Below are 25089 nucleotides of genomic sequence, written 5' to 3' on the forward strand. Positions count from 1 at the left end.
CACCGGTCCGCATCCGAAGGAGCAGACACCGTGCGCATCGCCATCACGGGTTCGATCGCCACCGACCACCTCATGACGTTTCCCGGCCGGTTCGCCGAGCAGTTGCTCGCCAAAGAGCTGGACCACGTCTCGTTGTCCTTCCTGGCAGACGATCTGGAGGTGCGGCGCGGCGGTGTCGCCGCAAACATCTCCTACGGACTGGGGCTGCTGAAGCTCCACCCGCTCCTGGTGGCATCGGCGGGCACCGACTTCGACGACTACCGGGCATGGCTCGACTCGAACGGAGTGGATACCGGCCAGGTCCGGGTCAGCACCACGCGTCGGACGGCACGATTCATCTGCACGACCGACGAGGACCACAACCAGATCGCCACCTTCTATCCCGGGGCGATGGCGGAGGCCTCGATGATCGACCTGACCACCTGCGTACGCCGGGCCGGCGGCGTCCAGTTGGCCGTCATCGGACCCGACGACCCGGATGCCATGATCCGGCACACCACCGCGTGCCGGTCCATGGGCCTGCCGTTCGCGGCAGATCCCTCGCAGCAACTGGCACGACTGGGCCGGGCCCAGGCCCGCTGTCTGGTGGACGGTGCCCGCTACCTCTTCACCAACGAGTACGAGGCGCAGCTGCTCCTGGAGCGCACCGGCTGGACCGAAGACGACGTCCTCCGCCGTGTCGGCATGTGGCTGACCACCCGGGGCAAGCGGGGTGTGACGCTCTCCACCCGGGGTTCGGCCCCCAGGGTGGTCCGGGCCGTGGCCACCGATACGGCGCTGGAGCCCACCGGAGTCGGCGACGCGTTCCGGGCGGGCTTCCTGGCCGGGCTGGCGTGGCGGCAGCCGGAGGAAGTGGCGGGCCGCCTCGGCTGTGCCATGGCCACTGCCGCCTTGGAGGCGGTGGGTCCGCAGGAGTACACCATGAGCCCGGCCCAGCTCCGGGAAAGGACGGACCGGGCCTACGGACCGGACGCGGAGAGCGCCCGGCTGCTCAGCGGGGGGCCGACGCGCTGAGTCGGCCGGGGTCGGCGTCCACCCCGAGAGCGGCCGTGCCGCGCCCCGGCCGACGGACGCAGGCCGCGTACGAGAGGCCGGCTCGTCCCGGCCCCGGTCGGAACGCTCATACGGTCGGGCGCGCGCCCCGGAGCAGAACGCCTCCATCCGGCGTGCGGCGCCCGTACAGCCCGGTGGGCACGGTGTCGGTCCCGGGCCTCCGTTGCGCCTTCCCGAACCGGGCGGGACCTGGCACTCCGAACTCGGGCCACCGGATCAGGTCCAGCCATACCGTCCCCGCCTCGGCCGGGGCCCCGGTGACCGGCGCGACGATGCGCAGGCTGTGGCCGGGAAGGGCGGTCGCACGGATCTCTCCGTCGGGCCGGTGTTCGCCGGGCGACGTCATCAGCGCCGTCGTGGTCTGCCCGTGCCGGAGCCCCCAGCGGATGTCCGGGTGCACTCGGGACAGGATCGCGGCACTCCCTGAGGCCCTCTGCCCGGCCGTACCGGCGGGCGCCGCGGCAGCCGAGCTGATCAGCTCCAGGTCCGGGGACGGCCGGCCACCCGACGCCCCGTCGAGCAGCGTGGCAGGAACGTAGGCCCGCCGGGCGCCCACAGCGCGCGCCCGCTCCACGACGTCCACGACCGACGTCTCCCGCTCCCCGCCGATCAGCACCGTGGTGGATCCTGCGGTCAACGGACCGAGCACGCTGAAGCACAGGTGCTCCATCGAACCCGCCCGTGCCGCACTGACGAATCGGTCCCCGGGGCGCAGTCCGGTGAACCAGAGGTCGGACAGACGGCCCACGCAACAGGCGTACCGGGAGTGCAGCCAGCCGCGCAGCCTCCCACTGCTCGTGCCCACACCCTCGCACTCGAACAGGAAGGGATCTCCCGGACGGGACATGGCACGGGCCTGAGGACGCAGGGGGTGTTGGTGGGCGTTCTCGTACACGGCCCAACCCGCTACCCGGCCGCCGACCGTCACCCCCGTCCAGACCGAGGAGGGCCGCATCTCCTGGGCAGTCCGCGGTTGGGCGATCACCACGGTGGAACCGGAGAAGGCCATGACCTCCAGCAGGTCGCCGCCGCGCACCCCGGGGAGCACCGGCACGATCACCGCTCCCAGCCTCAGTGCCGCCACATGGATCTCCCACAGTGCGGCACTCTCGTCGAGCGCGACCACGACGCGCGTCCCACTCCCCACTCCATGCCGCACAAGCCAGCCGGCGACGCGATCGGAGTGCTCGCGCAGAGTGTCGTACGAGAGGGTCATGAGCCCGCCATGGCGGTCGTGCCACATCAGCGCCGGGTCGTGGTTCCCTCGGGCGACCTCGTCGAACCAGTCACGGGCCCAGTCGAAATCCTCCGTCTCCGGCCAGAAGAAGTCGTGACCGGACGCCGCGTCCCCTGAGCCGAGTCCCTTGAATATGCCCTGCCGGACAATCTCGAATGTCGAGCCGACCTTGCTCAACGTGTCTCCCAGCCGTCGCAGAGGTGATACTGCACTGCTCACTGGCATCGAACCTAGAGGCACCACACATCGCGAACACCTTCCCTGGCCATGTCTCGGCCGAGCCCGCGTGGGATCTTTGGCATATGCACCATAAGCCGATGCGGCCGAGCAGCCATTAGCCGCGCACTTCGAGCCAGGCTCGTCACGGCACGCGAACAGTCAGTGCGAGTTGGCACCCCGAAGTGGCTGATATTCACCGCCCGCTCCCACGCTCCCACGCTGGGGTGACCGCAGATTCCACCGCATATTTCCGGCGCACTTCTTCTGGCGACTGGACCCGCGACAGGTAACCATACAGGTGGGTATACTCCAATCATGGCCCGTTATCACGCTCCACCGTGATGGCCGAAGTCGCCTGGAGGCATTCCTCGTGAAGACGTTCATGCGCCGCACATGGCTCCTGCTCAGGGATATCGCGCACGGAATCAACGCAGGCCACGCGATTCGCCACGGAGCGCGGTCCGTTCCAGCGCCTCCGCCCCGAAACCTGGCCCCGCGCTCGGGGAGGGAGTCCGCGGTGCAGGCGCGGCCGACGACTTCCCCAACAGCCCTGGGCCGCACGGCACAAGGAGGCTGAGCCCCACCCGGGGCCCCCTCACCGCGCCACCCCCGAGTCTCAGGCAGCCCCGGTGGGACGGCCTACGCCCCCGCCGAGTTCGGAGGCGCAGGGTCCAGCAGCATCGCCCCCGACACCAACGCGCGGGCGGCATCGGCGAAATACCGCTCGTCGGCGTCCGGAGCGAGGCCGAGGAGGACGCCCTGGCTGAGGCCGATGAGTACGGCCCGCAGTGCCGTGGTCAGGCGCTGGGCCTGGCGCCGCGTCACGGTGGTCCCACCGTGCGGCCGGCCGGTGAACAGGGCGATCAGCCGCTCCTCCTCCGCCCGGACCGATGCGGCGAACCGGGGTCCCACCTCCGGGTCGTGCAGCGCCATGTCCAGCAGCGTGAACTGCAGTGACTGGTCGGCCACCGCGTCGGCGACGTCACAGCTCCGCCGGTAGTACCGGGCGAAGGCCTCCACCGCACCCACCAGATCCGCGTCGGCCGGAACCGCGCGCTCGATCTCCTCGTAGTGCGGCTGGAGGTAGTCGGTGACCAGGGCGCCGAGCAGCCCGCTCTTGCTGCCGAACAGCGAGTAGACGGCGCCCGTGGTGAGCCCGGCCCGCTCGGCGATCTCGTCGAGCTTGGCGCGGTGGCCGTCCCGGGAGACGACGTGGAACGCGGCGTCCAGCAACGCACGGCGGTTGCGCTCCTTGGTTTCAGCTCTCGTCATTCTCATAATTCCGTTATTCTAGTAACTGGATTACGGAAAGCGGGTTCGGCACACAGCTTCAGCTTCAGGGAGGAACGCTCATGGCAGGCATGCTCGCAGGGGCCATCGGTGACGGCGTCTTCAAGGTGGTGCTCGGCGCCGCCTTCGTCATCGGCAGCGCGCCCTTCGGTGATCTGCTCGGTGTGCCCGTCCCGCTGATGGCCGTCTCGGGCCTCGCGCTGCTGATCGGCGGCGCCATCGAGGTCAGGTACGTCCGCCGCCGCCCGATGGCCACCTGCCTGCGGCTGATGATCGCCTACGACATCGGCTGGGTCGTGGTGAGCGCCGCCGCCCTGGTGGTGGCGCGGCAGGGCGGCACGGCCGGCGGCGAGCTGTGGATCGCGTACCTGACGGCGGCTCCCCTGGTGATGGCCGCCCTGCTGGTACGCGCGCCCGCCACCACCTTCGTACGGCAGTCGATCCCGGACACGCCCGCAGCCACATCCATAGGGCCGTCGGCTCCGAACGCGCCCGCAGCCACATCCGTACGACCGTCGGGTTCGGACACACCCGCAACCTGACCGGACCCGGCCCCCTACCCCCGCTCCCCCACCCGCCCGAACACCGGCGCGAGCACCAGCTGCGCCGCGCCCTCCGCCACGGGCCGGTCGCCGCCTCCCGCCACGGTCACGGTCACCGTGTCTCCGCCGCCGCCCCGGGCGGCCCGCTCCTCGATCACGGCGCGGACGCCTCGTACGTACGCGTCCTCGTCGGCCGCCACCGTCCGGCCGCCCAGCACGACCCGGTCGATGTCGAGCAGCCCGACGAGGTTCGCCGCGCCCGCGCCGAGGACCCGGGCCGCCTCTGCCCGGTCGCCGCGGGCCTCGGCGGCCAGGCAGAGCGCCTCGATGCAGCCGCGTCCGCCGCAGCCGCACGGGGGTCCGTCCAGCTGGAGGGTCTGGTGGCCGAACTCGCCCGCCCCCGTCCGCGCGCCCCGGTGCACCTCGCCGCCGAGGACGAGGCCGGCGCCGAGCCCCGTACCGAGGTGGAGGTAGGCGAAGTCGCCCGGCGGTTCACTCAGGGAGAGGGTCAGGGCCGCGGCGTTGGTGTCCTTGTCGACGGTGACCGGGAGGCCGGTGCGTGTCGCGAGGGCGTCGCGCAGCGGGAAGCCGTCCCACCGCGGGAAGCCGGTGACCCGGTGGAGTACGCCGTCCCGGTGGTCGAGCGGGCCGGGGACGGCGACGCCCAGACCCAGCACCGGCCGGTGCGGCTCGGCCGCGCTCAGGTCCCGTACGGCGTCGGCCGCGGCGGCCAGCACCTGCTCCGCCGGGGCGCCGAAGTCGAGCGGGGCCGTGGTGACGGCGACCGGGCGCCCGGCGAGGTCGACCAGGACGGCGGTGAGCCCGTCGCGGTCCAGGTGGAGGCCGACGGCGAACTGCGCGTCGGGGACGAGCCGGAGCACCGTACGGGGTTTCCCGCCGGTGGAGGGCCGCAGGCCCGCGCCGGCGGCCAGGCCCTCCGCCCGCAGCCGGGCGGTGATCTTGCTGACGGCCTGCGGGGTGAGGCCGGTGCGCTCGGCGAGCTCCAGCCGGCTGATGCCCTCCGCCCCGGCCGCCCGCAGCAGGTCCAGGACCAGCGCCGCGTTGTGGTGGCGCAGCGCCGGCAGGTTGACCCCGGCCTGGGCCTTCGTGCGGCCCGGCAGATTGACCTCGGCCTGACCCTCCGTGCGGCCCGGCAGGTTCACCTCGGCCTGGGTCCTCGTCCGGCTCCCGTTCAACGGTCCACTCCCCTTCACCCGCCCATTGTGCCGGTCGCTTGCACTTTGGCAACAGCGTTGCTTAAGTGGAATCCATGGTTGCCAACGCTCCTCTCCGCGTCGCCCTCGTCGGCTACGGCCTGGCCGGATCCGTCTTCCACGCCCCGTTGATCACCGCGACCGAGGGCCTGCTCCTCGACACGGTCGTCACGGCGAACGAGGAGCGCAGGGCCGAGGCCCGCGCCGCCTACCCGGAGATCCGGTTCGCCGCCTCGCCGGACGAGCTGTGGGAGCGCGCGGACGAGCTGGACCTGGTCGTCATCGCCTCCCCGAACAAGACGCACGTCTCCCTCGCGACGGCCGCGCTCAAGGCCGGGCTCCCCGTCGTCGTGGACAAGCCGATCGCCGGGACCGCCGCCGAGGCGCGCGAGCTGGCGGCGCTGGCGAAGGAGCGCGGGCTGCTGCTCTCGGTCTTCCAGAACCGCCGCTGGGACAACGACTTCCGTACGCTCTCCGCGCTGATCTCCGGCGGGGAGCTGGGCGAGGTGCAGCGCTTCGAGTCCCGGTTCGAGCGCTGGCGGCCGCAGCCGAAGGGCGGCTGGCGCGAGTCGGGCGACCCGGAGGAGATCGGCGGTCTGCTGTACGACCTGGGCAGCCACGTCGTCGACCAGGCGCTGGTGCTGTTCGGGCCGGCCGTGCAGGTGTACGCCGAGTCCGACGTACGGCGTCCGGGCGCGGCGGCGGACGACGACACGTTCATCGCGATCACGCACGCGAACGGGGTCCGCTCGCACCTGTACGTCAGCGCCACCACGGCCCAGCTCGGCCCGCGCTTCCGGGTGCTCGGCTCGGCGGCCGGCTATGTGAAGTACGGCCTGGACCCGCAGGAGGCGGCCCTGCGCGAGGGCAGGCGCCCGGGGTCCGGCGGTGAGCCGTGGGGCGAGGAGGTGGAGACGCTGTGGGGCCGGCTCGGCTCCGGCGAGTCCCCGCTGACCGGCGGCGGCGCCCCGGTCCGCACGCTGCCCGGCGACTACCCCGCGTACTACGCCGCCGTCACCGCCGCCGTGCGGGGCACCGGCGAGAACCCGGTCACCGCGCTCCAGGCCGCCGCCGCGCTGGACGTACTGGAAGCCGCACGCCGCTCGGCCCGCGAAGGCGTCTCCGTAACCCTTCTCCCCCACCCCGACGAGGCCCGGTACGCCTCGGGCGAGGAGCACCGCGCATGACCACCACCTCTCCCACCATCTCCGAGCTGATCGCCCAGGAACGCCGGCTGACGCTCCCGCACTTCTCCTACGACGACGCGTTCGCGCTCGGCAGTCTGCTGGTCGCGCTGGCCCGGGAGCGGCACGCGCCGGTGGCGATCGACATCCGGCGCGGGCCGCAGCAGCTGTTCCACGCGGCGCTGCCGGGTTCGAGCGCGGACAACGACGCGTGGATCGACCGCAAGCGCGCGGTGGTCGAGCGGTACGGCGAGAGCTCGTACCTGGTCGGCAGCCGGTTCCGCGCGAAGGGCACGACGTTCGAGGAGTCGTCCCGCCTGGACCCTGACGCGTACGCCGCGCACGGCGGTTCGTTCCCGATCGCGGTGGAGGGCGCGGGCGTGATCGGCACGGTGACCGTCTCGGGGCTGCCGCAGGCGGAGGACCACGCGATGGTGGTCGAGGCGCTGGAGCAGTTCGCGGCAACGCTGGAGGCGTAGCGGCATACGCGCGTACGGGGTCGGGGGGCCGCTCCCGGCCCGTACTGCTCCCCGGGAGGGCTCCCGACCCCGTACGCTCCGGCTTTACGCCCCCTTCAGCTCCTGCCGCTGCCGGCCGAGCCCCGCCACCTCCAGCTCCACGACATCCCCCGCCCTGAGGTATGGCTTCGGCTCGGGCTGCCCCATCGCGACCCCGGCCGGCGTACCGGTGTTGATCACGTCGCCCGGGTAGAGCGTCATGAAGTGGCTGAGGTAGCGGACGACCTCGCCGACCGGGAAGATCTGGTCGGCGGTGGTGCCGTTCTGCTTCAGCTCGCCGTTGACCCAGAGCCGCAGCGGCAGGGCCTGCGGGTCCTCCACCTCGTCGGCGGTGACGAGCCAGGGGCCCAGCGGGTTGAACGTCTCGCAGTTCTTGCCCTTGTCCCAGGTGCCGCCGCGCTCGATCTGGAACTCGCGCTCGGAGACGTCGTGCGCCGTCGCGTACCCGGCGACATGCGCGAGCCCCTCCTCGGCGGAGGACAGGTAACGGGCGGTGCGCCCGATGACGACGGCCAGCTCGACCTCCCAGTCCGTCTTCCGGCTGCCGCGCGGCACGAGCACGGTGTCCTCCGGCCCGACGACGGTGTCGGGCGCCTTGAAGAACAGGATCGGCTCGTCCGGAATGGCCGCCCCGGTCTCGGCGGCGTGGTCGTGGTAGTTCAGCCCGATGCACACGATCTTGCCGATCCGCCCGAGCGGCGGCCCGACGCGCAGCCCCGCCGGGTCGAGGGCGGGCAGCGCGCCGGGGCTGTCGGCGGCCGCCCGCACCCGGGCGAGAGCGGAGGCGTCGGCGAGCAGATCGCCGTCGATGTCGGGAACGACCCCCGACAGATCACGCAGAGTCCCGTCGCGGTCGAGAAGCGCGGGACGCTCGGCGCCCGCCGTACCGACTCGAAGCAGCTTCAACGGTCCAACTCCTCTTGTTCGAGGTGAGGCCCTCCGGCGGGTTGCGGCCGACAGAGGGCTTGGCTGATCCTCCAAGAGTCGCGAACACTCCGCAAGACCTCGTTCACACACTGGACCGGCACGTTCGCCGACCCGACTACGCCGCTTCGGCCATGGCGTCCTAGGCCGCTTTGGCCATGGCGTCGCCGGGCACGGGCACGTCCCGGTAGAGCCAGGCCCGCTCCAGGGCGGTCCAGGTGGTCGTGGTGACGACGTACAGGGCGGCGGCGAGCGGGACGACGGCGACGGTGATCAGGGTGGCGAACGAGAGCAGCGGCATCATCTTCATCATCGCGCCCATACCGGGCACGGCCTGCCCGTCGGGCCCGGTGGCGGGGACCACCGGATTGGCGGCCATCTGCCGCTTGGTACGTCCGTAGCTGAAGGTGGCGACGGCGGCGACGAGCGCGAAGAGCCCCAGATAGACGAGCCCGTGCGGTCCGAAGACGCCGCCGGCCGCGAGGGCGTCGTGCCAGCGGCCGCCGAGCGGGGCACCGAGGAGGTCGTGGCCGAGGAGCGCGTTGGGCTCGCCGCCGATGGAGCCGCTGGAGAAGAGGTGGTAGAGGAGGAAGAACGCGGGCATCTGGAGCAGGCTCGGCAGGCAGCCGGAGAGCGGCGACACCTTCTCGGCGGCGTGCAGCTCCATGATCGCCTTCTGCATCCGCTCGGGGTTCTTCCCGTGCTTCTTGCGGAGCTCGGCGATCTGCGGCTGGAGCCGCGTACGGGCCTTCTGGCCCCGCGCGGCGGCCCGCGAGAGCGGGTGGACGGCGAGGCGGACGAGCGCGGTGAACAGGACGATCGCGGCGGCGGTGGACGCGCCGTGGAACAGCGGCTGGAGCAGCTCGGCGAGCGAGCCGACCAGGCTCGCGAAAGCGGACATGAAGGCGGACATGGATGAGCCCTCCGGGGGTCTCGTCGTGCCGGGAGAAGGACGTACGAACGTGGTGTTCGGTACGCGGCATGACGACGGCCGGCGCGGGGCGGGGCACTACGGGTTCGACGTGCGGAACGTGCGGGAGTGCCCTGCTGCTCTACGCGGCGGCGGCCGTCAGGAGGGCGTGCCCGGGCGCTCGGGGCCTGGTGCGGCCACGGGCGTCAGGGTCGCGCTGTGGCAGGAAGGCGGTGCGCTTCTCCCGGTCCCTGATCGCCGTACGGACCCGGGTGCGGGGCACCGGGGGCGCGCAGCGGGCGCTGATGACGGAGCAGGCGAGGAGCGCGGAGCCGGCCGCGGCGGTGGCGGCGAGCGCGACGGCGGCGGAGAGGCCGCCGCCCTCGGCGAGGACGACCTCGGCGAGGAGGAGGACGAGGAGACCGACGGGCCGGAGGAACCGGGCGAAGGCGCCGCGCAGCCGGTTGGTGCCGGGCATGGGCGTCTCCTCTCCGTACGGCAGTCGTTCCTTTCGTTATACACGATGATCGGACCGCGTCCGGTTGCGTTCGAGGCCTCAGCGAGGCCGCATGGCGGTGAGCTTCCCCCAGACGACGAGCCGGTAGCGGGAGCTGAACTCGGGGGTGCAGGTGGTGAGGGTCAGGTAGTAGCCGGGCTCGCTGTACCCGGCCGAGGTGGTGATGTTGGAGCGCGGCACGGGCGCGACGACCCCGCTGTCGGAGGGCGCGGTCCGGGCGAGGGTCTGGTCGACGGTGTACGTGTACACGGCGTCCCGGGTCTCGACGGTGATCCGGTCACCGGGCCGGAGCCGGTCGATGCGCCGGAAGGGCTCGCCGTGGGTGTTGCGGTGCCCGGCGAGCGCGAAGTTCCCGGCCCGCCCGGCCTGCGCGGTCCGGGTGTAGTGCCCGACGTACCCGCGGTCGAGGACCCCGCCCTTGCTGGTGCCCTCGGCGACGGGGGCGGTGAGGCCGATACGGGGGATGCGGAGGACGGCGTAGGCGTGGTCCTGGTCACGGCGGGGGGTGGGTTTATCGGCGGGAGGCGCGGGATCGACGGAGGGCGGCGCGGGCTCAGGCACCACGGGATCGTCGCTCCGGGCGGCCGGCGGGAACGGGTCCGGAGGAGGGGGCAGGCTCCACTCCCGCTGAAGGGCCTGAACAGTACGCCCGGCCTCCTCACGCGCCTCCCGGTTCGTCCACCACAGCTGATGGACGACGAGGAGGAGCAGAACGACGCCGAGCGTGACGACGAGCTCGGCGGATCCCCAGAGCCCACGCGCGAGAAGGTTCCGCCCCCGGCGACCACGACCGCCCCCGCGAGCCCGGCCTCTTCGCCACCACGCCATGCGGGGGCTCCCGTCCTCGATCACGCTCGTGTCCCCACCCGGCGGGCACGATAGAAGCAACCCGCGGAACTCTCCATACCTGTCGGCAGATTCCGCTCCCCACCGACCGCCCTTACCGACCGCGCCCTCCGACCCCCGCACCGCCGACCCCGCTCCCGGCCCGGCTTCCGACCTCTCCTCCCGACGGCCGCGGTCCGGCAGTACCGTGTGATCCATGCGCCCCGATACGCCTGCTGACCACACCACCGAAGCCGAGCGCCTGCTCCGCACCGCGGCGCAGTACCCCGAGGACCAGGAGCCGCTGGTCCTCCAGGCCGCGGCCCATCTGGAACTCGCCGGTGACCGCGCCCGCGCGAGCACGCTCTACGACGACCTGCTGGCCGCCCCCGAGTCCACCGCCGAGAACCCGCACCTGATCAAGGCCCTGAAGGCGTCCAACCTCTGGGAGTACGGACACGAGGCCGAGGCCCGCGCGATCATCGAGGGCATCCGCGCGGCGGGCCCGCTGGACGCGGCGCCCTGGCAGGTCGCCGCGGAGACGCTGGAGGCGCACGACGAGCTGGAGTCGGCGCACGACTTCTTCTCGACGGCGCTGACGCTGCTGCTGGCCCCGGGCGAGGAGGTCCCGTACGCCGTGCAGTCCCTGCTCACGGGCCGCCACCGGGTGCGCAGACTGCTGGCCCTCCCCCATGACGCCTGGGACGAGCTGGCCGGCGCCCTGCACACGGCCCCGGTCCCGCTGGACGAACTCCACGACCCGAAGCGCCTGTGGTCGCTGGGCTCCTCGGACCCGGCGGAGCTGAAGGCCGAGATCACCCGCCTGCGCGCGGAGCTGGGCTCCTACCGCACGGCCCTCTCGCGCCCGTTCCCGGTGGCGGTACTGCACTGGCCCGAACAGGAACTCCGCGAACTCCTCACGACGTACCCGGAGTTGACCGAGGAGTACGTGGACCACGCGACCCACCTGTCCCGCGTGGAGGCATCCCTACGCGACCTCCACGCGGCGGGCACCCCGAACCTGGGCATCGTCAGGGGCACGGTCCCCTCGTACGAGGCCTTCGCCGCCTCCGAAGCCACCTCCCCCACCACCCCGTCCCTCCTCCCCCAATACGCCACCACCCTCGCCGCCCGAGGCCGCGCGACGCCCTGGCCGCCTTCGCGGACGGCGGCTTGCTGGTGCGGGTCGGGGGAGGGGTATGGGGGGTGCCACGGGGTCTGAGCGTGCTGTGTGACGGCCGGGCCCGCCCCACGCAAGGGTCCGGGCCGTCACCCGGCCCTCGTCGATCACCGATGGCACCGAGGCAGTTCATAGGACACTGGAAGTAATGAGCACGGCCAAGCCTTCATCCCCGAGCGTGTCCGCCCGCATGAGCCGCCAGGCCAGGCGCGACACCGCACCCGAGGTCGCGGTGCGCAAGCTCCTGCACGCGGCCGGCTACCGCTTCCGCGTCAACGCACGGGTGCCGGACATGCCCCGGCGGACCATGGACATCGCCTTCACCCGGGCCAAGGTCGCCGTGATGATCGACGGCTGCTTCTGGCACGGCTGCCCCGAGCACGCCACACACCCCAAGGCGAACGCTCAGTGGTGGCGGGAGAAGCTGGACCGCAACATGGCCAGGGACCGGGAGACGACAGAGCATCTGGCTGCGGCAGGATGGACCGTACTGCGATTCTGGGAGCACGAGGCGCCCCCGACAGCGGCGAGCAGGATCACAGCCACATTGGACTCGATCGCAGCCGAGCGCGGCTGAGGCGATCGGCCTGACTCACGCCAGGCCTCTGTCTGATTGACGCAGCCACGTTGATTGCCCCGCGGCCCCTCAAGCTCTCCGCAAAGGTTCCGCTTTCACTTATCAAGGCTTCACTCACCCAATAGAGTGTGGACGTCACACAGGGACATGGCCTCGGCCACTTCCCTGCCATGCCCATGATCCGAGGATGCGGAGCATTGCGGCGGGTTGCCTTCAGCGGAAGAACGGGGAACGGTCGAACATCATGACCGACGACATCGACGCGAACTACGACACCTTCAAGGCATTGCTGGATTCGTTCCCCCCCGCAGAGGCAGTGAAGCGGCTGGAGCAGTTCGGCGTCAGCCACGAAATCGTCGAACAGATTCGCGAACGCCACGAACAGCAGGCTCTCCGCATCAAGGAGCTCGAAGAGCCGCGTGCGGTCGTGCGGGACAACCGCGTCACCTGGTACACGGGCCCCCAGCCCAAGGACAAGTGTTGGCCCGCAGTGGGCGAGATGCTTCGCAAGGACGGCTGGTCAGTCCCCGCGATCAGCAGCCTCGACGATTCCTCGAGTCGCGTCCTGTCGCTGTTGAACCATCCGAAGGAGAAGTCGTTCTCGACACGGGGGCTTGTCGTCGGCCACGTACAGTCGGGCAAGACAACCAATTTCACCTCGGTCATGGCGAAGTCGGCTGACCGCGGATACAAGTTGTTCATCGTCCTGGCGGGCATCCATAACGGGCTCCGACGTCAGACACAGGCCCGCCTCGTACAGCAGCTCGTCGAACCGAATCCCGCCCTTTGGTCTCAACTGACCGGCCTCGATCGTGACTTCACTCCGATGGAGAACCCGGCCGCCTATTTCGGCAAGAGCAACAAGACGCATGTGCTGTGCGTCGTGAAGAAGAACGCGACCGTCCTCCGCAAATTGGCCAAGTGGCTCGACAAGGCGTCGGACTATCTGGCCGACTGCCCGGCGCTCATCATCGACGACGAGGCCGACCAGGCGACTGTGGAAACCAAGTCGATCAACCCCCTGATTCTCAACATCATGGGAAGCCTCCCCCGCTCCGCCTACGTCGGCTACACCGCTTCGCCGTTCGCGAACCTACTGATCGACCCGAGCGCCGAGAATCTGTACCCGAAGGACTTCGTCGTCAACCTGGCCAAGCCCGAAGGGCATTTCGGCACCGAGGTGCTGTTCGGACGTTACGCTCTCGACGGCGACGACCCGGAAGACGTCGATGACGGATCCGACATGATCCGCTCCGTTCCCCAGACGGATGTCCCGGCGGTCCGCCCTTCCACACGCGCCGAAGTGGACGGCTTCGAACCGGTCATCACCGACACGCTGCGCCGCGCTGTCCAATACTTCTGGATGGTCGCCGCCGCTCGACGGGTGCGCCAGGTCGGAAATGCCCACAACACCATGCTGATTCACACCAGTGTGAACACAACGGTGCACAACAGCTTTCGCAGGCCGCTGGAGCGTCTTCGCGCCCGCACCGCACAGTCCCTGTCGGACAGAGATTTCCAGCAGGACCTGCGTGAACTGTGGGACGCGGAGACCGCGCGCGTGCTCGCCGAGGACTTCGGCGAGACCAAAGTGACTTTCGATCAGCTCGCCCCGGAACTGGCGGGAGTGATCGACCGCTGCCGGATCATCATGGACAACTCCAGCAGCGAAGACCGTTTGGACTACGAGAACGGCCCGGTCACGGCGATCGCCGTCGGGGGCAACACCCTCTCCCGGGGGCTGACGCTGGAAGGCCTCTCCGTCAGCTACTTCGTCCGTGCCGTCTCCGCCTACGACACCCTCCTCCAGATGGGGCGCTGGTTCGGGTTCCGCAACGGCTATGCCGACCTGCCGCGCATCTGGATGACCGACGAGTTGGCCGAATGGTTCAGGCACTTGGCCACGGTGGAGACCGAGATGCGCCGCGACATCGACGTCTACATGACCGAGGCCGAGAGTCCGCTCACCTTCGCCGTACGTCTGCGCACACACCCCGCACTTCGCGTGACCGCGGCTGCCAAGATGCGGGCCGCTGTCACCGCCGCGTCGTCCTACGGTGGCAAACGAGTGCAGACCCACTTCTTCCACACCGATGCGGCATGGCTGCAGAAGAACATCGATGCCGCACGTCACCTGGTCACGTCATCGCTGGCAACCACTCGACAGGTGGATGAGCAGCTGCATCTCGGTCGCTACGTATTTCGCGATGTACCCCACGACGTCGTGACCGAATTCCTCTCGACCTACCGCTTCCACGAGCGATCCCCTGAGAACGACGGGAAGTTGATCACCGAGTACATCAAGAAGCGGGTGGCGGCCGGTTCTCTGCGTCGATGGAACGTGGCGATCGTCGGCACCCCTGCGAAGCAGGACGGCAACTTCGCCTTCACCCCCCAGGTGACCGTCGGCCGCGTCAACCGTGCCCGACTGGTTCTGTCCAACCCCACCCCCGATTTCGCCGACATCAAGACCCTCATGAGCCGGCGGGATGCTGCGGTGGACCTGGCGGGCGACACCGCGAAGCTGACGGAGAAGGAGATCATGGTCGAACGCCGCAAGCAGCTGCCCGACACCGGTCTGCTCGTCCTCTATCCCATCGACAAGGTGTCGGAGCCGAGCCAGACGAAGAAACTGCGTGCTCCGCTGAACGCCGAGGAGCATGTGATCGGCGTGGGCATGGTCTTTCCCACCCCGAGAAACGGTGACAGCGAGGTCGAGGGATATATCTCCGCCGATCTGTCCAATGTCTCGATCGAGGAGGAGGACTACAGCGCCTTCGATCAGGAGGAGGCGTGAGTGACGAGGCACTCCGCAGGGTCGTCGAGGACAACTGGAACGCTCTCGAGGCTGAACGGACGACAACGGAACGGAGCCTGCGCGTCGCCCTCCTGCCGGTGGATACCAAGGAGGGGCCGTTGGTCGCGGCAGTCGACCACGACGGGGACCGGCACCTGCTGGTGCCCGTCCCCGCGAACCGGAAGATTCGTAGCAGCCCCGACGGTCCGGTCCTGCGACTGAGCAAGCGTGCTCTCGAAGATGCTGACACCTACCAGAACTATGCTGACCTGACTCTTCTGCAGAGCGACTTCAGCGACCTGTTCACAGAGCTGTGCGTGGATGTGCTGGATGCGACACGTGGCTTGCCCCACTCGCCGGTCAAGGCGATGTACGGCGTACTCGACCGCTGGAAGGCGCTCTTCCGGACACAAGGTCCCGTGCTCGCACCCGAGCAGGTTGCTGGCCTCTTCGGTGAATTGCTGGTTCTGAGGCGGCTGCTCGAGAAGGATCCCAGCGCGTATCGCCTGTGGCGTGGGCCGACCGGCTACCGTCACGACTTCTGGGGCGGGAGTACCGCCGTCGAGGTGAAGACCAGCACCACCTCCGAAGGGCGACGGCCTCGCGTTCACGGCCTGGACCAGTTGGAAGCCCCTGACGAGGGAGACCTCTGGCTCGTCTGGATCCGACTTCAGAGGGTTGTCTCGGCAGACGTAGGAACCGGTTTCACCGAGTTGATCCGACACGCACTCGATCTGTGCGACGACGAGCGAGCGCTCCTCGACCTGCTGGCGGAAGCCGGGTACCGCCCGGCCGACGCCGACCTCTACCGGGAAGTTCGCTACAGCGTCGGCGAAGAACGTTGGTACAGGGTCACGCCTGACTTCCCGAGCCTCACCGGGCAAACGCTCGCCTCGGCCGGCGTGACGGTATCGGCGCTCGATGTCACTTACTCGATCGACCTGTCCGGCGAACCTCCTTTCCCACTGGACGCCGATCAGGTCGATTCCGCGCTCGGTCGCCTGACCCAGGAGCCGGCGTGACGGCGCCTCGCTGGTTCTCCCAGCCTTACCCACCGGAGGGCGCGAGCGCGGCCGAAGGGATCCGCAATCAGCTCGGACGACCGGAACTCGATCTACTCACCATCCTGGTACGCGAGTCGGCCCAGAACAGCTGGGACGCCCGCATTCCGGACCTCCCCGATCCCGTCGACTACCGCATCGACATGAGCACCGTCAGCCCCGCCCACGCAGGCGCCTGGCGCGAACTTCTACTCGCCGGAGCCCCCTCCCAGCGGGAGAACTTTCCGCTACGCGAGGTCCTGAGGCGCGGATCCATCCGCGTCATGGCCGTGTCCGATCGTGGCACCCGAGGGCTCGGCGGCCCCACCCGCGCGGACTCCTTCGCGGCCGAGCGGGATTTTGTGTCCTTCATCCGTAACATCGGCGAACCTCGTGACACAGCGCTGGGCGGCGGCACCTACGGCTTCGGCAAGGGAATCTTCTACGTTCTGTCCAACACCGGCACGATCCTGGTGCATTCGCGCTGCCGCACGGCACAGGGCGGCTACGAGACCAGGCTCATCGGCTGCACTCTCTGGAAGAGCTACGGTGCGAAAGAGGCGGACGGGCATCGCCGTTACACAGGCAGGCATTGGTGGGGGGACAACTCCGGCGGCGTCGTCGAACCGCTGACCGGACAGGAAGCGGACAGCGCGGTTCGGAGTCTCGGGCTCCGTCCTTTCGGGGCGGAGGAGACCGGCACCACGGTCGTCGTCATCGATCCGGCACTGGACGGCCTCACACCCACCGCAGCCGCCGACTATCTCGCCGACACCATCGCCTGGCATCTCTGGCCGAAGATGATCTCGACGAACGGTCGCCCCGCGGCCATGCGGTTCTCCGTCTCCTGCGACGGTGACAACCGCCCGGTACCCGATCCCCGTGAGACTCGGCCGCTCAACATGTTCGTAGCAGCATACGAAAAGATGACCGGCCCCGACGGCGATCGCCTCCACTGCAAATCTCCCAAGCGCTTCCTGGGGCGCCTCGGGTTGGAGAAGCGCATCATGCCCATCCTGGAACCGAGCCGCGCTTCCCGCATGGTCGGCGTCGAGGACATCGTTCACCACGTATGCCTGATGCGCCCCGCCGAACTCGTGGTCACCTACCGGCCGGGCCCGAAACCGCCGAGTGTCAACCAGGGGTACGCCGGGGTCTTCCGGGCGGATGAGTCCATGGACGAGGTCTACGCCAAAGCCGAGCCTCCCACGCACGATGCCTGGAACCCTCAGTCCCTCGAGAGACCCGAGAGCACATTCGTGCACACAACCTTCCGACGCATCGGCGAGGCCTTGGAAAGTCTGCTCTCCCTCGGTGGCACCGCACGTTCCGGATCCAGCAATGTCGCCTTGGGCGCCGCCAGTTCGTTCTTCTCCGGATTGGTGGGGGGCACATGGGGCATCGGCGGAGCCACGGCCTACTCGAAGCCCGGTGCCACCAGCCCACACCACAGGCGAAAGGAGAGTGGCGGTGACCTGCACGATGAGCCGCCGAGCACGTGGCAGCCCGCTTCGGAGGGACACCAGACCGGTTCGTCGAGCGCCCCTGATGGGGCCGATACGGACAGCCAATTCGGTACGGGCCATCAATTCTCCCCCGTCGCCCCTGGGGCACAGGGACTGTCGACGCCGAGAGGGCGCCCACGCGTCCAGTATGTCGGCGATCCCTACTACGAGGATCGTGGAGCGGTCACACTTCTTGTCCAGAACTTCCGGCTCCCTGTGCCCGGCCGCCAGCAGGTCCACGCAGACCTCGCCGTCACTCTGCCAGGCACCGCAGGGCGTGAGACGGACCCGCCCATCGGTGCAGGCATGCCCGAACTTGTCGGCTGGGAGGACGGCGATGGGCGGGTACACGAGCCCACCACGATCGAGGTCGAGGGCGGAGAGTCCCTCTGGCGTGTGCTCGTGCTGCCGGCACCCGACACGATGACGGAGATCGCGGTCAAGGTGCAGGCGGTGAAGCCCTCTTGACTCGTCGAGTTCTTCCCTACCGCACGCCCTCCGAGGAGGTCGTAGCCGCCGAGGACTGGCACTTGGTCACTCCGGACGGCGACATCGCCGTCCCCGACGCGTTGCCGGACTGGGACTACCGGATGGACCTCCACCTACGCAGGCTCCTCCGGGTCGACCTGGACCGGGCACGTAAGGAGTCGGGGCTCCCCGCTGATGCCCCATTGCTGCTGTCCGTCGTGTGGACAGCCACCGGATCCGGTCTCAGCGGTCCGGCACGGCATCTGCGACTGCCGCAAGAGGGGATCGTCCCGGTGACGATCGACTGCGAACTGCACGGTACGGATCTGGGTGGGCTCCTTCTCCTCGACACTGCTGTCGTCCTCGCCGAGCGGCGCCCCGATGCCCGTCCTTCCTCGCCCAGGCGGGCAGGCTCCATCCTCTGGAGCGATCGAAGGGCCCTGCGTCTCCAGGGGGATGCTCCGCAATTCCCGATGGCTGTCATCGACTTCGGCCTCACGTCCTTCCCCGACAACGCTGCCTGGCATCTGCAGATCAGCGGCAGCCTGGAAAGCGCGACCATGGGCGCTCTCCTCCTGCTCATCAATGAACGCAACACCATCACGGCCACAGCCTTCGAGAACGCGGGCAAACCGCGGCAGATCGATCGCCTCGTGCTCTCTGCCGTGTACGCGGATGCCGCACGGCTCATGGTGGAACACGTGCTGAGTCAGGAAGATTTCTCCGAGGAATCGGATTATCCCGACGACTCTCTCGGCGCGACAATGCTGAGCCTTTTCGACAGGCTCTTTCCGGACCAGCCGATCACCGACATCCGCCTGCGCCAACGTCAGTCACCGTCTCTGTTCGCCTCGGATCTGCAGGCGGCAGTCAAGATTTTCGAGGTGTCGTGATGAGCTTTCTCTACCCGCGGCTGCTCTCCGACCGTGCCGCACCACTGTTCAGCGAGTACCGACATCTTTCGATCTCCGAGCTGACCGAGCGGGTGGCCTTCGCCCATGAGTCGTCGGTGTACGTAGCCACAGGCGGCGACCGCGTGACCGCAGACCAACTGCGGGAGCTACGCGGAGGTGTACTGGTGCTGGCCGCACGTGCGGGCTTCCCTGACGACTCCGACCGCATGCGCAACGCCGAGTTCGACCTCGCCCTCGCCGCGCTTCTGCACTCCGAGATGGGCATGGTGCCCGCCGAGGCCGCCGCCCGTGACGTCTGGGCGTTTCTGGCTCTGATCGTCCTCCCGGACGTCGCATTCTGGCGCTACCCGCACCCTCCGAAGGACCGCATTCTCGGTACGGACCTCACCAGGCACGTACTCGGCCGTCTCTGGTGGCGGGCCCAGCTCGTACGTTCCCCCGCCTCACCGGAACCGTACGGTGCCCTGAAAATTCTCGGTGAGGCCGCCTTCGACCAGATCTACGCCCGGCGTGCCGCACTCGGTGGCAGTCCGCACCTCGTGCGATCCATTCTTCGGGTCTGGGATGCTCTGGACCTGGAAGGGCTGAACGAACGTGAAACCCTCCGCGACTTCCTCAAACGACTACTCAGGCTAGCCCCGTTCGTTCTATTCGACGCCGTCGAGGAAGAGGCACTCGATGACGAGCTACGCGCAGTTGCTCAGCAGTCGGTAGACGCGCAACGAGAACAACATCCCAGGATCGCGGAGTCCACGAGATCGGAAGAGCTTCCGGCAACTTACCGATCGACGGCGACGGAGACAGTGCCGGCGCATGGTCACCCACTGCGGTTCGTAGAGGTCTGCGCCGGGTGCGGAGCCCAAGCGCTCGGGCTCGAAAGAGCGGGTTTCGAACCCGTGCTTCTCATCGACAACAAAGCGGACGCCTGCTTCACCATCGAGAAGAACCGCCCCGACTGGGACATCCTTTGCATGGATGTTATCAATTTCCGGGTGTACGAGCGCCAAGAAATCATTGGAATCGACCTACTGAGCGCAGGCCTCCCCCGGGTGAAGCCGACGACGGCGGACCTGAGTGACGGCTCCGACGAACGCGGGGTTCTCAGGAAGACGGTCGAGCTGGCTGCCGTCATCAGGCCGAAGGCCGTTCTTCTCGAGAATGTGCCTGACCTCGTAGAAAGCCCCGGCTTCGAACTGGACCGATCCTGGATCACGGAAGCCCTCACGCAAGCCGGCTACCAGTGCCACTGGGCCGTTCTCAACGCCTCCGACTTCGGGGTCCCGCAGAATCGTCGTAGCGGCTTCCTGGTCGCCCTGCGGAGCCCTTACAGTGACCGTTTCTCATGGCCTCGGCCGTCCGGCATGGTGCCGCCGACCGTCGGTGCGGTACTCGGCCCAACCATGGCCGCAGACGGCTGGTCGGGGGCGAAGCGATGGGCCGAACACGCGGACCGCATCGCACCGGCCCTGGTAGGGGGCTCGGACCGACGCGGCGGAGCCGACCTGGGGCCGACCGGTAGCAAAAAAGCATGGGAGGCCCTCGGAGTGAACGGCAACAGCCTCGGCGACGCGCCCCCCGGGCAGGATTTCCCGCCGGACGCCCTGCCCAAGCTCACGGTCGAGCAGACAGCTCTGATCCAGTCGATTCCCGAGGACTGGCAGTTCGCGGGCGGCAAGACGTCCAGGTACCGGCAGATCGGGCATGCGATGCCGCCACCGCTGGCACATGCCGTCGGTGCGGCGCTGGCAGCCGCTCTGCGAAGCTAAGATCGCCCCATGCGTACGCCCCGCCCCGTCGTCCCCGAGCCTGTGACCGTTGTTGACCTGTTTTCAGGGTGCGGGGGCTTCACGCAGGGATTCCACGAGTTCCGCCCGGAGGGGGCGCCGGAGGACGCCGGCCCGTACTTCCGCAGCGTGGCGGCCGTTGAACACGACGCTTCCGCCGCGGCCACCTACGCGGTCAACTTCGGGGCCGGTCGCCGACACAGGAACATCCCAGCAGCACGGGTCCACCTCGGAAACATCGAGGACTGGACACCCGCAGCCGACGAACGGGATGCGGACGTCGTCGTCGGAGGGCCACCCTGCCAGGGCTTCTCCGCCCTCAACCGAGACAAAAAGGGCACGGAGCGCAATCGCCTCTGGGAAGAGTACGTTCGGGTGGTCGAGGAGATCAAACCGAAGATCTTCGTCATCGAGAACGTCGATAGATTCCTGAAGTCCGACGAATTCCGGAATCTCCTCAAAGAGGTGCGCGCCGGTGGCCGTCTGGCGGAATATCGTCTGGTTGACCCGCCGGGCCACGTTCCCTCCGACTCCGAGGAGCGCAAGACAAAGCGGTACCTCCTCAACGCCGCCGACTACGAAGCGGTGCAGGCCCGACGGCGCGCCATCGTCATCGGCGTACGAAAAGACGTCGAAAACGGCCGCACAATGGCTTACCCCGAACCGACGCGCACCCGGCCGCCCCGTCGCGCAGCGGCGCAGGCGTTGGACGGAATTGAGAAGGCACTGCCTTACTGGCGCGCAGTGGATGAAGTCTTCGACGAAACCCGCCGGCGGGAACCGCTGGGCACAGAGCTTCCTGAATCCAAGGCCTACGTCGAAGATGTGAACATTCGCGTTCTGGGTGTCTTCACCACGCAACACCTGCACTTCGGCCGCAATCCAGAGCCGCTGTCGCGCGCCCGATACAAGGCGATCCCGCCAGGGGGCAACAGGAAGAATCTTCGCGAAAAGTGGTTCACAGCGGATGAGGCGGGAAATATCCAGATCTTCGACGAGGCGAAACCGAAGGGCGTGAAGACTTCGGTTTTCTACCTATCGACCGAGAGCTGGGACAATCACAACTCGGGCTCCGGAGATGTGATGGGTCGACTACGCCTCGGCGAACCTTCGGTCACCATCCGAACGGAATTCTTCAAGCCGGAGAAGGGTCGATATCTCCACCCGACGGATGCACGCCCCATCACCCATTACGAGGCGGCTCGCATTCAAGGATTTCCACGTGACTTCAAGTGGTGCGGATCCAAGACTGATATTGCCCGACAGATCGGCAATGCTGTGCCGATCCCGCTGGGAAAAGCCATAGCATCCGCGATCCACGCCTTCCTGCGGGACTGATTCCGACTCCCTGGCGAGCAAAGTGTGAAGCGTGCCGGCTTCGGCGCTCCCATCGACTACCTCTTCGTCATCGCCACCTGCCGCGCCCCACTGCTGAGGCTTACGTGCTGCCCGGAGCTTGCCGCCCGCGTGGCCCGAACCTCACAAGCTCCCCCAGAGATCGGAACCTGATTCCCCTGGAAGCTCGTCCCGAGAGACAAGGCTGAATGGACGGGACGACATGGTGGAGCGGGCGGACAACGGTGTGACGACGAGGGCTGGGAAGCCGGGGGCGCTGGTCGGCGAGGGACGGCGCGGGATCGTGGTTGCCGGGCTTGCCGTCGCCGCCGCCGGAGTGCTGAGTCTTCATCGCGCGATCCCCAACTCCCCTGGCCGCATCGGCAGTCTGGTCGAGTCCTTTCTCCCGTGGGTCGGCGTGGCCGTCGTCCTGCTGGTCATCGTCGAGCTCGTCCGGCGGTCCGGGGTCGCCCTCGTGGCCCTGCTTCTGCCCGTGGGTGTCTGGGTGGACAGCTTCGGTGGGTTGCTCCTGCCTTCGGCCGGCGCAGGGGGGCGGGAGCTGGTCGTCGTGCAGCACAACGTCAGTGACGTGAACCTCGATCCGGCCGGGACCGCCCGGGCGCTTCTCGCCGCCGGGGGTGATCTCGTTGCGTTGCAGGAGGTGGTCGTGCCTGCGGTGGGTGTGTACGAGGACGTGCTCGGGGCGGAGTATCCGCATCACGTCGTCCACGGCACCGTGGGGCTCTGGTCCAGGTATCCGATCCGCACCGATCAGGTGGTGGATATCCGGCCTCGCGCGTTCGAGGCCGGGTGGAGTCGCGGGTTGCGGGCCGTCGTCGAGACTCCGTACGGGGACGTTGCCGCGTACGTTGCCCATCTGCCCTCCGTACGGCTCGGGGCCGGCGAGCTTGCCTCCTCCGCGCGGGACGAGAGCGCGCGGATGCTCGGGGACCTCGTCCGGGGCGAGGAGGTGCGGGCCGTGGTCCTCGTCGGGGACCTCAACGGCACCGTCGACGATCGTGGGCTGGAGCCGTTGACCTCGCAGTTGAACGTGGCCGAGCGCGGGTTCGCCTTCAGCTTTCCCGCCGGCCTTCCGGTGGCCCGGATCGACCAGGTCCTCGCCCGTTCCGCCACCGTCCGCCACATCCGTACGCTGCCCGCCACCGGCAGCGACCACCTGCCCGTCGCCGCCCGCGTCAGCTTCAGTCCGCTCCCGGCCTCAGGCCGTCCTGCCGCGTAGCGCGTCCGCCTTCGCCACCGCCACGACGCGTTGGCGCCAGCTCATGTCCGGCGGGAAGTCGTACGTGTCCATGTCGGCCATCCAGCTCCCGTAGGCCGTCGCCCTGCGGCATTCCGGGCACTCCGTCTCGTCGCCGAGCGGCCGGAACATGTGCTCCTCGGCACTCTCGGCCGTGCACGCGATCAGGGCGCGCACCGGCGGGGGCGGCGGTTGCGGGGGCGCGGCGGGGGCGGACGGCACCGGGCACTTGGTGGTCAGGCGGTGGCGTAGGAAGCCGAACGCCGAGCGGACGCCACCCTTGGGAGGTGCGGCCAGCAGGGCGTGCCGCAGCTCCGACTCCGTCACGCCGCGCTCCAGCCACTTGGCCGCCTTCCCTGCCAGGACGCGCGCCTCGCCCACCCCTAGCAGCAGTTCGCGGCGGGAGTGGCGCAGCGAGAGCAACACCCGCTCTGCCCGCCATAGTTGTGAGGAGGGGGGAGGTGCCTGCCCACCCGGGTCGCCCTCCTGTTCCGGTTCCCGAGGCGATTCCGGTTCCGGTTCCCGAGGCGGTTCAGGAGCGGGAGGCGGTTCAGGTGCCGCATTCGGGGCCGCCGGTTCGGTGGGTTGGTTGGCGGGATTGTTCTTCTCATCGTGTTCTTCCTCAGGTCCATAGCCGCCGACCGGCCGAGAAGTCGGCTCACCGACCGCCGGGAACCGCGCACCCGGCGGCGGGCAGGGCGGCTGTTCGGGGCGCGCCAACTGCCCGGCCTCCGGCGACAGCTTGGCGCGTACCGAAACGGCCTCATCCCGCGTCAGCGGCGTACTGCTGAGGAGTTGTTCCGTCGTCCAGCGGCCGCCGCCGCCCTGAGAACGCCACTCGTGGAGATAGCCGTTCTCGGTGAGTTGCTTCTTGGCCTGCTGGTACGAGCGGCCCTTCATGTCGAGCTTCCGGGCCAGTTCGCCCAGCGGGCGGTCGGTGCCGGAATCCTGGAGGCCCTGGACGTACAGGAGGAGGATCTTGGCGTCGCTGTTCATCCGGCGCGAGCGTACGACGGAGTGCGGAGCCTTGGTCCAGCCCGAAGGGGGCGCGATAGCATGACGCAGCATTTCTGGTGGGTCCTGTCCACTGGGGGTGTAAGGCCCTCGGTGGGTGTTGTCGCACCTCCGGGGGCCGCCCTTCGAACGCGGGTGCGCACTGAGGGTGATGGCGCCGTCACCGTATCCCGTTCGGGCCATCGGCCTCCACGCGTACATGCGTTCGGCCTGTACCCCTGTTCCGCTCGCACTTGAGGTTGCCGCTGCGTCAGGCCCTGGTGTCGCGGCCACAGCCCGGAGTGGCGGTGACGAGGCCTCCGGCGCGGAGGAAGGACGACAGGGTGATGAGCGACATGGTGACGACCGACCGGCCGGAGAATCTGTTCGAAGGGACCGCCGCCGACAAGGCCGCGGTCCCCCAATGGCTCGCAGCTCAGGGGCATGACGTGCGATGCCGAGTCCACACCGCGAGACCGGACGGTTAAACGGTGATGAGCGGGCAGGAGGAACCGTCGTGAGCACTTCAGTGATATCCGCGACCACGCCGATCTACGACCTCCTCGTCCAAGAGCGCGGCGACGCTCCGGCCGAGGCCCGCATCGCCGCCCAGCAGACCCAGGACGAGGCACGGCAGGCACTGGACTGGAGCAGTGTGCGCATCGCCGCTGCCCGGCGGGAGGAGCGTCCGTTCTCGGCGTTCGGCGAACGTTCCAGGAACGGTGAGGAGCGGGTGCGGGCCCTGCCGATGTGACGGCCGCCGTGTGGGTGCGGACGCGCTGCGGGGGCCGCTCCGCCGCCGCGG

At 69.0% G+C, this 25089-nt stretch carries 22 protein-coding genes; 14 read left to right on the top strand and 8 right to left on the bottom strand.

Annotated features, from left to right (window positions below):
- The first annotated feature begins 30 nt into the window (after positions 1-30).
- A complete protein-coding gene (locus tag ACIRR8_RS03425; protein WP_404058404.1) occupies positions 31-1014 on the top strand; it encodes a carbohydrate kinase family protein in 984 nt (327 codons plus the stop codon).
- A 106-nt stretch (positions 1015-1120) separates the two neighbouring features.
- On the opposite strand, the gene ACIRR8_RS03430 is transcribed toward ACIRR8_RS03425, so the two are convergent.
- On the bottom strand, positions 1121-2467 hold the full coding sequence (locus ACIRR8_RS03430; protein WP_404058406.1) for an AMP-binding protein: 1347 nt from the start codon (positions 2465-2467) through the stop codon (positions 1121-1123).
- Positions 2468-3148: 681 nt separating this feature from the next.
- Positions 3149-3781, bottom strand: coding sequence for a TetR/AcrR family transcriptional regulator (locus ACIRR8_RS03435; RefSeq protein WP_404058408.1), 633 nt, complete (start codon positions 3779-3781; stop codon positions 3149-3151).
- An 80-nt stretch (positions 3782-3861) separates the two neighbouring features.
- Here ACIRR8_RS03435 and ACIRR8_RS03440 point away from each other — a divergent pair, with 80 nt between their 5' ends.
- A complete protein-coding gene (locus ACIRR8_RS03440) occupies positions 3862-4341 on the top strand; it encodes a hypothetical protein (RefSeq protein WP_404058410.1) in 480 nt (159 codons plus the stop codon).
- A gap of 14 nt (positions 4342-4355) precedes the next feature.
- On the opposite strand, the gene ACIRR8_RS03445 is transcribed toward ACIRR8_RS03440, so the two are convergent.
- On the bottom strand, positions 4356-5462 hold the full coding sequence (locus ACIRR8_RS03445; protein ID WP_404058721.1) for an ROK family protein: 1107 nt from the start codon (positions 5460-5462) through the stop codon (positions 4356-4358).
- Positions 5463-5611: 149 nt separating this feature from the next.
- Between ACIRR8_RS03445 and ACIRR8_RS03450 the strand changes: the two genes are divergently transcribed.
- Both ACIRR8_RS03450 and ACIRR8_RS03455 read left to right on the top strand, forming a co-directional pair.
- The gene (locus tag ACIRR8_RS03450; protein ID WP_404058723.1) at positions 5612-6742 is read left to right on the top strand and encodes a Gfo/Idh/MocA family oxidoreductase; all 1131 of its coding nucleotides are present in this window, start codon (positions 5612-5614) and stop codon (positions 6740-6742) included.
- Entirely contained in the window at positions 6739-7218 is a 480-nt protein-coding gene (locus ACIRR8_RS03455) for a heme-degrading domain-containing protein (RefSeq protein WP_404058412.1), read from the top strand. Before ACIRR8_RS03450 ends, ACIRR8_RS03455 begins: the two co-directional genes overlap by 4 nt.
- A gap of 84 nt (positions 7219-7302) precedes the next feature.
- On the opposite strand, the gene ACIRR8_RS03460 is transcribed toward ACIRR8_RS03455, so the two are convergent.
- From ACIRR8_RS03460 to ACIRR8_RS03475, 4 genes are all read right to left on the bottom strand, one after another.
- Positions 7303-8163, bottom strand: coding sequence for a fumarylacetoacetate hydrolase family protein (locus ACIRR8_RS03460; protein WP_404058414.1), 861 nt, complete (start codon positions 8161-8163; stop codon positions 7303-7305).
- A 160-nt stretch (positions 8164-8323) separates the two neighbouring features.
- The gene (locus ACIRR8_RS03465; protein ID WP_404058416.1) at positions 8324-9094 is read right to left on the bottom strand and encodes a YidC/Oxa1 family membrane protein insertase; all 771 of its coding nucleotides are present in this window, start codon (positions 9092-9094) and stop codon (positions 8324-8326) included.
- 139 nt (positions 9095-9233) lie between these two features.
- Positions 9234-9569, bottom strand: a complete 336-nt coding sequence (locus ACIRR8_RS03470; RefSeq protein ID WP_404058418.1) for a DUF6412 domain-containing protein — start codon at positions 9567-9569, stop codon at positions 9234-9236.
- 78 nt (positions 9570-9647) lie between these two features.
- The gene (locus tag ACIRR8_RS03475; protein ID WP_404058420.1) at positions 9648-10436 is read right to left on the bottom strand and encodes a class E sortase; all 789 of its coding nucleotides are present in this window, start codon (positions 10434-10436) and stop codon (positions 9648-9650) included.
- 214 nt (positions 10437-10650) lie between these two features.
- Between ACIRR8_RS03475 and ACIRR8_RS03480 the strand changes: the two genes are divergently transcribed.
- The 9 genes from ACIRR8_RS03480 to ACIRR8_RS03520 all read left to right on the top strand — a co-directional run bounded on the left by ACIRR8_RS03480 (position 10651) and on the right by ACIRR8_RS03520 (position 23273).
- Entirely contained in the window at positions 10651-11655 is a 1005-nt protein-coding gene (locus ACIRR8_RS03480; RefSeq protein ID WP_404058422.1) for an SEC-C domain-containing protein, read from the top strand.
- A gap of 106 nt (positions 11656-11761) precedes the next feature.
- The gene (locus ACIRR8_RS03485; RefSeq protein ID WP_404058424.1) at positions 11762-12190 is read left to right on the top strand and encodes a very short patch repair endonuclease; all 429 of its coding nucleotides are present in this window, start codon (positions 11762-11764) and stop codon (positions 12188-12190) included.
- A 244-nt stretch (positions 12191-12434) separates the two neighbouring features.
- Entirely contained in the window at positions 12435-14987 is a 2553-nt protein-coding gene (locus ACIRR8_RS03490) for a Z1 domain-containing protein (protein WP_404058426.1), read from the top strand.
- Positions 14984-16009, top strand: coding sequence for a PD-(D/E)XK motif protein (locus tag ACIRR8_RS03495; RefSeq protein ID WP_404058428.1), 1026 nt, complete (start codon positions 14984-14986; stop codon positions 16007-16009). The genes ACIRR8_RS03490 and ACIRR8_RS03495 overlap by 4 nt, the downstream gene beginning before the upstream one ends.
- On the top strand, positions 16006-18000 hold the full coding sequence (locus tag ACIRR8_RS03500) for a hypothetical protein (RefSeq protein WP_404058430.1): 1995 nt from the start codon (positions 16006-16008) through the stop codon (positions 17998-18000). The genes ACIRR8_RS03495 and ACIRR8_RS03500 overlap by 4 nt, the downstream gene beginning before the upstream one ends.
- Before the next feature lie 62 nt (positions 18001-18062).
- Entirely contained in the window at positions 18063-18893 is an 831-nt protein-coding gene (locus ACIRR8_RS03505) for a hypothetical protein (protein ID WP_404058432.1), read from the top strand.
- A complete protein-coding gene (locus ACIRR8_RS03510) occupies positions 18893-20680 on the top strand; it encodes a DUF6339 family protein (RefSeq protein WP_404058434.1) in 1788 nt (595 codons plus the stop codon). The genes ACIRR8_RS03505 and ACIRR8_RS03510 overlap by 1 nt, the downstream gene beginning before the upstream one ends.
- 9 nt (positions 20681-20689) lie before the next feature.
- A complete protein-coding gene (locus ACIRR8_RS03515) occupies positions 20690-22036 on the top strand; it encodes a DNA cytosine methyltransferase (protein ID WP_404058436.1) in 1347 nt (448 codons plus the stop codon).
- A 220-nt stretch (positions 22037-22256) separates the two neighbouring features.
- On the top strand, positions 22257-23273 hold the full coding sequence (locus tag ACIRR8_RS03520; RefSeq protein WP_404058438.1) for an endonuclease/exonuclease/phosphatase family protein: 1017 nt from the start codon (positions 22257-22259) through the stop codon (positions 23271-23273).
- On the opposite strand, the gene ACIRR8_RS03525 is transcribed toward ACIRR8_RS03520, so the two are convergent.
- Positions 23253-24287, bottom strand: coding sequence for a hypothetical protein (locus ACIRR8_RS03525; protein WP_404058440.1), 1035 nt, complete (start codon positions 24285-24287; stop codon positions 23253-23255). The genes ACIRR8_RS03520 and ACIRR8_RS03525 overlap by 21 nt on opposite strands.
- A 514-nt stretch (positions 24288-24801) precedes the next feature.
- Here ACIRR8_RS03525 and ACIRR8_RS03530 point away from each other — a divergent pair.
- Positions 24802-25038 carry a hypothetical protein gene (locus tag ACIRR8_RS03530; RefSeq protein ID WP_404058442.1) on the top strand — a complete coding sequence of 79 codons (237 nt, stop codon included), beginning with the start codon at positions 24802-24804 and terminating at the stop codon, positions 25036-25038.
- The last annotated feature ends 51 nt before the right edge of the window (positions 25039-25089 follow it).

Origin of the sequence: Streptomyces sp. NPDC101178, from assembly GCF_044767965.1 — a bacterium.
Lineage (GTDB): Bacteria > Actinomycetota > Actinomycetes > Streptomycetales > Streptomycetaceae > Streptomyces.